General features: G+C 68.8%; 9 protein-coding genes and 1 tRNA gene. 7 read left to right on the forward strand and 3 right to left on the reverse strand.

The annotated features are described in order from the left end of the window. Nucleotides 1-37: 37 nt before the first annotated feature. Nucleotides 38-1,018 (forward strand): adenosylcobinamide-phosphate synthase CbiB, encoded by a 981-nt coding sequence (cbiB, locus tag V7082_RS05150; protein ID WP_334146549.1) that lies wholly within the window; start codon nt 38-40, stop codon nt 1,016-1,018. 55 nt (nt 1,019-1,073) lie between these two features. On the opposite strand, the gene gdhA is transcribed toward cbiB, so the two are convergent. Further along, complete coding sequence (gene gdhA / locus V7082_RS05155; RefSeq protein WP_334146550.1) at nt 1,074-2,423, reverse strand: NADP-specific glutamate dehydrogenase; 1,350 nt, start codon at nt 2,421-2,423, stop codon at nt 1,074-1,076. A gap of 211 nt (nt 2,424-2,634) precedes the next feature. Beyond that, nucleotides 2,635-3,189 carry a bifunctional adenosylcobinamide kinase/adenosylcobinamide-phosphate guanylyltransferase gene (gene cobU / locus V7082_RS05160; RefSeq protein ID WP_334146551.1) on the reverse strand — a complete coding sequence of 185 codons (555 nt, stop codon included), beginning with the start codon at nt 3,187-3,189 and terminating at the stop codon, nt 2,635-2,637. A 116-nt stretch (nt 3,190-3,305) separates the two neighbouring features. Here cobU and V7082_RS05165 point away from each other — a divergent pair, with 116 nt between their 5' ends. The 6 genes from V7082_RS05165 (at nt 3,306) to V7082_RS05190 (ending at nt 7,086) form a co-directional block, all read left to right on the forward strand. Beyond that, nucleotides 3,306-3,749: a DUF1636 domain-containing protein gene (locus tag V7082_RS05165; protein WP_334146552.1), complete on the forward strand. Its 444-nt coding sequence runs from the start codon at nt 3,306-3,308 to the stop codon at nt 3,747-3,749. Between the two features lie 2 nt (nt 3,750-3,751). Further along, on the forward strand, nt 3,752-4,555 hold the full coding sequence (cobA, locus tag V7082_RS05170) for a uroporphyrinogen-III C-methyltransferase (protein WP_334146553.1): 804 nt from the start codon (nt 3,752-3,754) through the stop codon (nt 4,553-4,555). Next, on the forward strand, nt 4,552-5,871 hold the full coding sequence (locus V7082_RS05175) for a cobyrinate a,c-diamide synthase (RefSeq protein WP_334146554.1): 1,320 nt from the start codon (nt 4,552-4,554) through the stop codon (nt 5,869-5,871). The genes cobA and V7082_RS05175 overlap by 4 nt, the downstream gene beginning before the upstream one ends. Next, entirely contained in the window at nt 5,871-6,524 is a 654-nt protein-coding gene (gene bluB / locus V7082_RS05180) for a 5,6-dimethylbenzimidazole synthase (protein WP_334146559.1), read from the forward strand. Before V7082_RS05175 ends, bluB begins: the two co-directional genes overlap by 1 nt. An 87-nt stretch (nt 6,525-6,611) precedes the next feature. Next, nucleotides 6,612-6,917, forward strand: a complete 306-nt coding sequence (locus V7082_RS05185; RefSeq protein WP_334146555.1) for an ETC complex I subunit — start codon at nt 6,612-6,614, stop codon at nt 6,915-6,917. 92 nt (nt 6,918-7,009) lie between these two features. Beyond that, a tRNA-Arg gene (locus V7082_RS05190) sits at nt 7,010-7,086 on the forward strand. Nucleotides 7,087-7,246: 160 nt separating this feature from the next. On the opposite strand, the gene V7082_RS05195 is transcribed toward V7082_RS05190, so the two are convergent. Next, nucleotides 7,247-7,623 (reverse strand): pentapeptide repeat-containing protein (locus V7082_RS05195; protein ID WP_334146556.1); only part of this gene is annotated, 377 nt, incomplete at its 5' end.

Below are 7,623 nucleotides of genomic sequence, written 5' to 3' on the forward strand. Positions count from 1 at the left end.
GCTAGGCAGGTCCGACCGCCTTCGACGGTAAGGCCCGATGACGCTCGCGCTGGCATGTCTTGCACTCCTGATCGAGGCTGTTGCGGGCTATCCGCAGGCGGTGGTAGCGCGCATCGGCCATCCCGTGACCTGGATCGGCGCCTTGATCTCGCGCGCCGAGGCGGCGTGGAACGAGGGGCACCTGTCGTTTGCACGCGCGCGCATGCGCGGCATCCTCGCGCTCGCGACCGTGCTGCTCGTCACGGGGTCCGCCGCGCTCCTCGTCACGCACGGCCTGAGTCTCGTGCTGCCCACCTTCGCCGCGCTCGTCGTGGAAGCCATTCTTGCGAGCACGCTGCTCGCCGGGCGCAGCCTCGACGATCACGTGACGGACGTCGCCGAGGCGTTGGAGAGCCGCGGCCTCAAGGGCGGCCGGGAGGCCGTCGCGCGCATTGTCGGCCGGGATCCGGAAACGCTGGACGAAGCCGGCGTTTCGCGCGCCGCCATCGAAAGCCTCGCCGAGAACTTCTCCGACGGCGTGGTCGCGCCATTGCTCTGGCTGATCGTCGGCGGCCTTCCGGGATGCGCGCTCTACAAGGCCGTCAACACTGCCGACAGCATGATCGGCCACAGATCGGAGCGCTATCTCGCCTTCGGCTGGGCGGCCGCGAAGCTCGACGACCTGGTCAATTTGCCCGCGTCGCGCCTGTCGGCACTCTGGTTGGTGGCGGCCGCGCGCGTGACGCCGGGCGCCGATTGGCGCCGCGCCGCATTGAGTGCGCTGACCGACGCACCGCGCCACCGTTCTCCGAATGCCGGCTGGCCGGAAGCGGCGATGGCCGGCGCGCTGGGCCTCGCGCTGGCCGGCCCGCGCAGCTACGCCGGCAAACGTGTTGACGACGCCTGGATGGGAGACGGCCGCCGCGATGCGACCGCCGCCGACATCCACCGCGCCCTCAGGCTCTACCGCATGGCCTACGTTCTTCAGGCGGCGACGGTGGGCGTGCTCGCCCTGATCGCCGCCCTGATCCTCATGTGAGGGAGCGGGCCCCTCTCGAGTGAGGCGGGGCTCTCCTGCGCCTATCCTATGCGGCTCACACCACGCCAAGCGCGCGCATGGCTTCCGCGACGCGGATGAAGCCCGCGACGTTGGCGCCAAGAACGTAGTTTCCGGGCGCGCCGTACTCCTCCGCCATTTCCGCGCAGCGATCATGGATGCCGTTCATGATCGTCGCGAGGCGCTGCTCGGTCGCCTCGAAGGTCCAGGAATCGCGCGAAGCGTTCTGCTGCATCTCGAGCGCGCTCGTCGCCACGCCGCCCGCGTTCGCGGCCTTGCCCGGCCCGAACAGCACGCCCGCGTCGAGGAATACGCGCACGGCGTCCGGCGTGCACGGCATGTTCGCGCCTTCGCCGACGGCGACGACGCCGTTCTTGACGAGGGTGCGTGCATCCTGGCCGTTGAGCTCGTTCTGCGTCGCCGACGGCATCGCGATGTCGGCCGGCACCTCCCAGATGCGGCCGCCCGGCACGTAGGTGGTTCCGGCGCCGCGCGCGGCGGCGTAGTCGGCAACCCGCCCGCGCTGCTTCTCCTTGATCTCCTTGAGCAGCTCGAGATCGATGCCCGCCCCGGTGTCGTCGACGACGTAGCCGTCGGAGTCCGAGCAGGCGATGACCCGCCCGCCGAGCTGGCGCACCTTCTCGATGGTGTAGATCGCCACGTTGCCGGCACCCGAGACCAGCACCTTTTTCCCTTCGAGGCCCTGGTTTCGCCGCTTCAGCATGCGGTCGACGAAATACACCGCGCCGTAGCCCGTCGCCTCGGTCCGCACCCGCGATCCGCCCCAGATGAGCCCCTTGCCGGTGAGCACGCCCGACTCGTAGCGGTTGGTCATCCGCTTGTACTGCCCGAACATGAAGCCGATCTCGCGCTGGCCGACGCCGATGTCGCCCGCCGGCACGTCCGTGTACTCGCCGAGGTGGCGGGCGAGCTCCGTCATGAAGGACTGGCAGAAGCGCATGATCTCGCCTTCGGACCGGCCCTTCGGATCGAAGTCGGAGCCGCCCTTGCCGCCGCCGATCGGCATGCCCGTGAGCGCGTTCTTGAAGATCTGCTCGAAGCCGAGAAACTTGATCGTGCCGAGCAGCACCGTCGGATGAAACCGGATGCCGCCCTTATAGGGGCCGAGCGCCGAGTTGAATTGCACGCGAAAGCCGCGGTTGATCTGCACGCGGCCCTTATCGTCGATCCACGGCACGCGGAAGATGATCTGCCGCTCCGGCTCGCAGATGCGCTCGATCAGCGCGTCTTCCGCGTAGTCGGGATGCTTGGCGATGACGGCGCCGAGCGAATCCAGGACCTCGCGTACGGCCTGATGAAACTCTTCCTCCCCGGGATTGCGGCGCAGCACGTCCGCGTAGATCGGTTCCAGTTTTTCGTCCAGCATTCGGCAGTCTTTCCCAGCTCTCGTTCGATCGGCATACAAAAAGGCGGGGCACACGCCCGCCCGTTGCCCCCGGATGGGCCGGGGGGTCGAAGGTGCGCCCCGTGTATACGGAAACCGAGGGGTTTGCACAAAAAATAATCAAGATGCTCGATTGTTGATCTGCCAACGGATCTTATGGCCGGAGAGCTGCGCAACGGACCCCTGCGGGCCGTCATCCCGGCGCCTTGAGGGTGAGGGGAAGCCCGGCCGCCATGAGCACGACATGATCCGCCAGCGCGGCGACGGACGCATTGAGCCGGCCCTGCTCGTCACGGAAGGTGCGGGCGAGCGCGTTGTCCGGCACGATGCCGAGGCCGACCTCGTTCGAGACCAGCACGATTGGTCCGGCTGCAGCCTCGAGCGCGCCCAAAAGGCGCGCCCGCTCCGTCGCCGCGTCGCGCCCGCTGAGCATGACGTTGCTGAGCCAGAGCGTCAGGCAGTCGACGAGCATGGGTTGGGGATTGACCGCCTCGGCGCCGATGAGGTCGGCCAGCGCGAGCGGCACCTCGCGCGTCACCCAGCCGGGTCCCCGGCGTGCGGCATGATGCGCGATGCGCTCGGCCATCTCCGCATCCCTGGCTTCGCCGGTCGCCACGTAAGTCCATGGACCGGGCTCGGCCGTGACGAGGCCCTCCGCAAACCGGCTTTTGCCCGAGCGCGCGCCGCCAAGGACGAGCGTGAGACGGGGAAGAGGCACGGCGGTCGGGCGCGGGTTTGAGGTCGTCATGATCGCGGGTCGCGTGAAAATCGCCTTTGTTTGACAGGGTTTGAGCGCAAAGGCTATGCCAATCGGCAAAGGAAGCCCCTCTCCGGGGCCACCCAACCGCACGGCAGCACACGGCCTTGACCACTCCTTCCGAAACGACCGCTCTCTCCGAAACCGACGGCCGCGCTGCGGCGGTCGCCGCGACGATCTTCGTATGCACAACCTGCCGCCGCAAGCGCGCGGACGTGCCGGAGGGCTACGACCTGCCGGGCCAGGGGCTCGCTCTCGCGCTCGAACGGGAGGTCGCGAGCCGGCAGCTGACATGGCTCACCGTCACGCCCGTCGCGTGCCTTGCCGTCTGCCGCCGGCCCTGTACGGTGGCCTTTGCAGGTCCCGGCAAATGGACCCATATCGTGGGCGATCTCGACGCCGAGGCGCACCTCGGGGATATCGTGTCGGCGGCCGTCGCGTTCGCGCGGACGCCCGACGGCATCGTGCCGTGGCCCGAGCAGCCGCAGGCGATCCGCAGAGGCGGCGTGGCGCGCGTCCCGCCGCTCGGATGGAAACCCGGCCCGGAATAGCCATGGCAGAGCCCTTGAACCTTCCGCCGGACATCTTTCCGCCGTTTCCGGACATGGCGCCCGGCGAGGTCTGGCTGGTGGGCGCCGGGCCCGGCGATCCTCGCCTCTTGACCGTCATGGCCATCCATGCGCTGCGCGTGGCCGACACGATCGTCCACGACGCGCTGGTCGATGAGCGCATCTTACGGCTCGCTCGCGAAGGGGCCGAGATCCATTTCGCAGGCAAGCGCGGCGGCCGCCCGTCGCCGTTGCAGCGCGACATCAACGAGCTGATCGTTGCCGAGGCGAAGAAGGGGCGCCGCGTTCTGCGCCTCAAGGGCGGAGACCCGTTCGTCTTCGGCCGGGGAGGGGAGGAGGCCAACGCGCTGGTGCGCGCGCGCATCCCCTTCCGCATCGTACCGGGCCTCACCTCGGGCCTCGCCGCGCCCGCGCTCGCCGGCATCCCCGCGACGACACGCGAGACGAACCACGCCGTCATCCTTGCCGCTGGCCACCGTGCTGAGGGCGACAGCGCGGCCCGCGCCTGGGAGGCACTCGCCGCCACCGGACAGCCGATCATTCTCTATATGGCGCTGGCGCAGCTTGACGAGATCGTGGCGGCCTTCCTGCGCGGCGGCCTGAGCCCCGACACCCCCGCCGCCATCATTTCGCACGCAACGAGCACGGATGAGCGCATTGTCGAGACGCGCCTCTCGGATCTGGTGCGTGACGCCAGATCGAACGCCATCGAAGCGCCGGCCGTCATCGTTGTCGGGGCCATCGCTGGCCTGCGCGCCGTCCTTGCCTCCGGCATGGTGAAGCCGTGAGCGCGCCGGGCATCATCATCGCGGCGCCGGCCTCGGGATCCGGAAAGACGACGGTGGCGCTGGGTCTCATCCGCGCGCTCGCCCGGCGCGGACAGGCCGTGCAGCCGTTCAAGTGCGGCCCCGATTACATCGACCCCGCCTTCCATACGGCCGCCGCGGGCCGCGCCTCGTACAACCTCGATACCTGGGCCATGCGCCGCACCGTCATCGACGCCGTCGTCCGGCGTGAAAGCGAGGATGCCGCCATCGTGATCGCCGAGGGCGTCATGGGAGTGTTCGATGGCGTAGCGGAGCCTGGTCAGACGAGCCACGCCTCCACCGCCGACCTCGCCGCGTTGACCGGCTGGCCGGTCGTGCTGGTGCTTGACGTATCGGCGCAAGTGGAAACGGCGGCCGCCGTAGCGCTCGGCTGCGCGCGTTATCGGCCGGATGTCGAGGTCGCGGGCGTCATCCTGAACCGCGTCGCGGGCGACGCGCATGCGCGAATGATCACGCCCGCGCTCGCCAAGATCGGGATCGCGTGCTTTGGCGCGCTGCCGCGCCGCGACGACCTCGCCCTGCCGGAGCGCCACCTGGGTCTGGTGCAGGCGGCCGAGACAGGGGACCTCGATGCACGCCTCGACCGCATCGCTGATGCGATCGCGAATACCGTCGATCTCGATGCCATCCTCGCCGCTGCGCGTCCGGCGCGGACGTCGCATGCCGAAGCTAGCGCGCCGCTTCCGCCACCGGGGCAACGCATCGCGCTCGCGCAGGATGCCGCCTTCGCCTTCACCTATCCGCATATCGTTGCGGGTTGGCGTCACGCCGGCGCCGACGTGGTTCCGTTCTCGCCGCTGGCCGATGAGGCGCCCGACCCGGATGCGGACGCCGTATGGTTGCCCGGCGGCTATCCGGAGCTGCACGCAGGCCGTCTGGCCGCGGCGAGCCGCTTTCACGACGGCCTCAAGACGCTCGCCGCGAAAGGGCGCGCGGTTCACGGAGAGTGCGGAGGCTACATGGTGCTGGGCGCCGGCCTCGAGGATGCAGACGGCGTGCGCCACGCCATGACCGGTCTGCTCGGCGTCGAAACCTCGTTCGCGAAGCCACGGATGACACTGGGCTACCGCCGCGCGCGTCTGTTGACTGCGTCCGCCCTCGGTCCGCCGGGCACCGAAATCATGGGGCATGAATTCCGTTTCGCAACCGTCGCCGCCCATGCCGAAGACCCGCTGCTGGCCGCTGTGGAGGCGAGCGGCGCCGCGGTCGCCGAGCGCGGCGCGCGGCGTGGCACGGTGACCGGGACATTCCTCCATGTCATCGACTGGGCGGCATGATGGAAGCCGACGCGACAGACCCTCCAGTCTTCGGGCCGGAGTTCATCGCAGCCTTCCGCGACCTCGTGCTCTGGCGCCGCGACGTACGCCGCTTCCGGACCGACCCTCTTCCCGAGGCGCTCATCGCGCGCCTTATCGGCCTTGCCTGCCACGCGCCGTCGGTCGGCAATGCGCAGCCCTGGCGGTTCGTGCTGGTCGAGGATCCCGCCCGCCGCGCCGCGGTCCGCGCCTCCTTCCACCGCGCCAACCGGTCCGCCCTCGAAGGGTACGACGGCGAGGCGCGCGCTCTCTATGCCGGGCTCAAGCTCGAAGGCCTCGACGCGGCGCCCGTGCAACTCGCCGTGTTCGCCGACGAGACGACGGAGCGGGGCGCCGGCCTCGGCCGTCAGACCATGCCCGAGACGCTGCGCTATTCGGTGGTCGGCGCCGTTCACACGCTTTGGCTGGCCGCGCGCGCCGAGGGCGTCGGCGTCGGTTGGGTGTCGATCCTCGAACCGGAGGTTGTGACGCGCGTGCTTGAGGCCCCCGCCGATTGGACGCTGGTCGCCTATCTATGCCTCGGCTGGCCCGTCGAGGAGCACCTCGACCCCGAGCTCGAGCGCGCCGGCTGGCAGGCGAGGGCGCGCGCGGCGGACTTCATCCTGCGCAGGTGATCCCCGGCCGCGACGCCGGGCGCGCTTGTCTGCAGCCGCGGCCGGGGGTATGCACCAGGAACCGCCATCGAGAGACGAGGCTGCCCCGTGACCGCGCGCATTTTCAAACCGGCCAAGACCGCCATGCAATCGGGCACCGCCCGCACCAAGGATTGGGTGCTCGAGTACGAGTCGTCCACCCCGCGCCAGGTCGATCCCCTGATGGGCTGGACGAGCTCGACGGACACGCGGACCCAGCTCCGCCTCGCCTTCGACACCCGGGAAGAGGCCATCGCCTACGCCGAGCGCAACGGCATTGCCTATCGCCTGGACGAGCCCAAGCCACGCGGGCTCGTGCGCAAGTCCTATGCCGACAATTTCAAGTTCGGCCGCCTCGGCGCCTGGACCCACTGACGCTACCTCGCGTCCGTGCGGCGGGGGCCTGGGCGCGTCCGGTTCCGTCTGATATAGACCGGATTGCGCGCGGCCGATGGCGTGGTCGGCACGATCCCGTAGCTCAGCCGGATAGAGCAGCCGCCTTCTAAGCGGCAGGTCGCAGGTTCGAATCCTGCCGGGATCGCCATCCTCCCCAAATTGGCATTGCTCGTCTACGTGATCGTCGAAAGGGTCTTACGCCCGACAACTGAGATCCTGTCGGGGCTCATCAATCGCCTCGCCGACGACAACCTGCTGCACCGGCCCGCCACTCAAGTTGCTGGCAACTGGAGCTGCCAGCCCATGCATCAGGGAACCACGGCATTTGTCCAATCCGTTCCATCCAGGAGCGCCGCAGACAGGTTCGCGCTCCGAAGGCTGGCATCCCGGAAGATGGTCCTCGTAAGGTTCGCGCTTTGCAGATTGGCGCCATCAAGCTGAGAACCGGAAAAATCGGCGAAGCTGAGGTCGGCGCGCTCGAGAATGACGCCCTTCATGGTTGTCTTTACGAATTTCGCCCCTCGCAAGATTGGTCCACGTATGTTTCCTTGACTGTCTCGCGGATTGAGCCCGCCGAACCGTGCGCCGGTAAGATCGGCACCGGTGAAGTCGCTGTAGTCGAAAATCCCTTCGAGCCATGCGCGCTCAAGGTTTGCTTCCCGAAAAATTGGGGCCTCAGCTGCGT

It is taken from the genome of Hyphomicrobium sp., from assembly GCF_036833075.1.
In the GTDB taxonomy this organism is placed as follows: domain Bacteria; phylum Pseudomonadota; class Alphaproteobacteria; order Rhizobiales; family Hyphomicrobiaceae; genus Hyphomicrobium_C.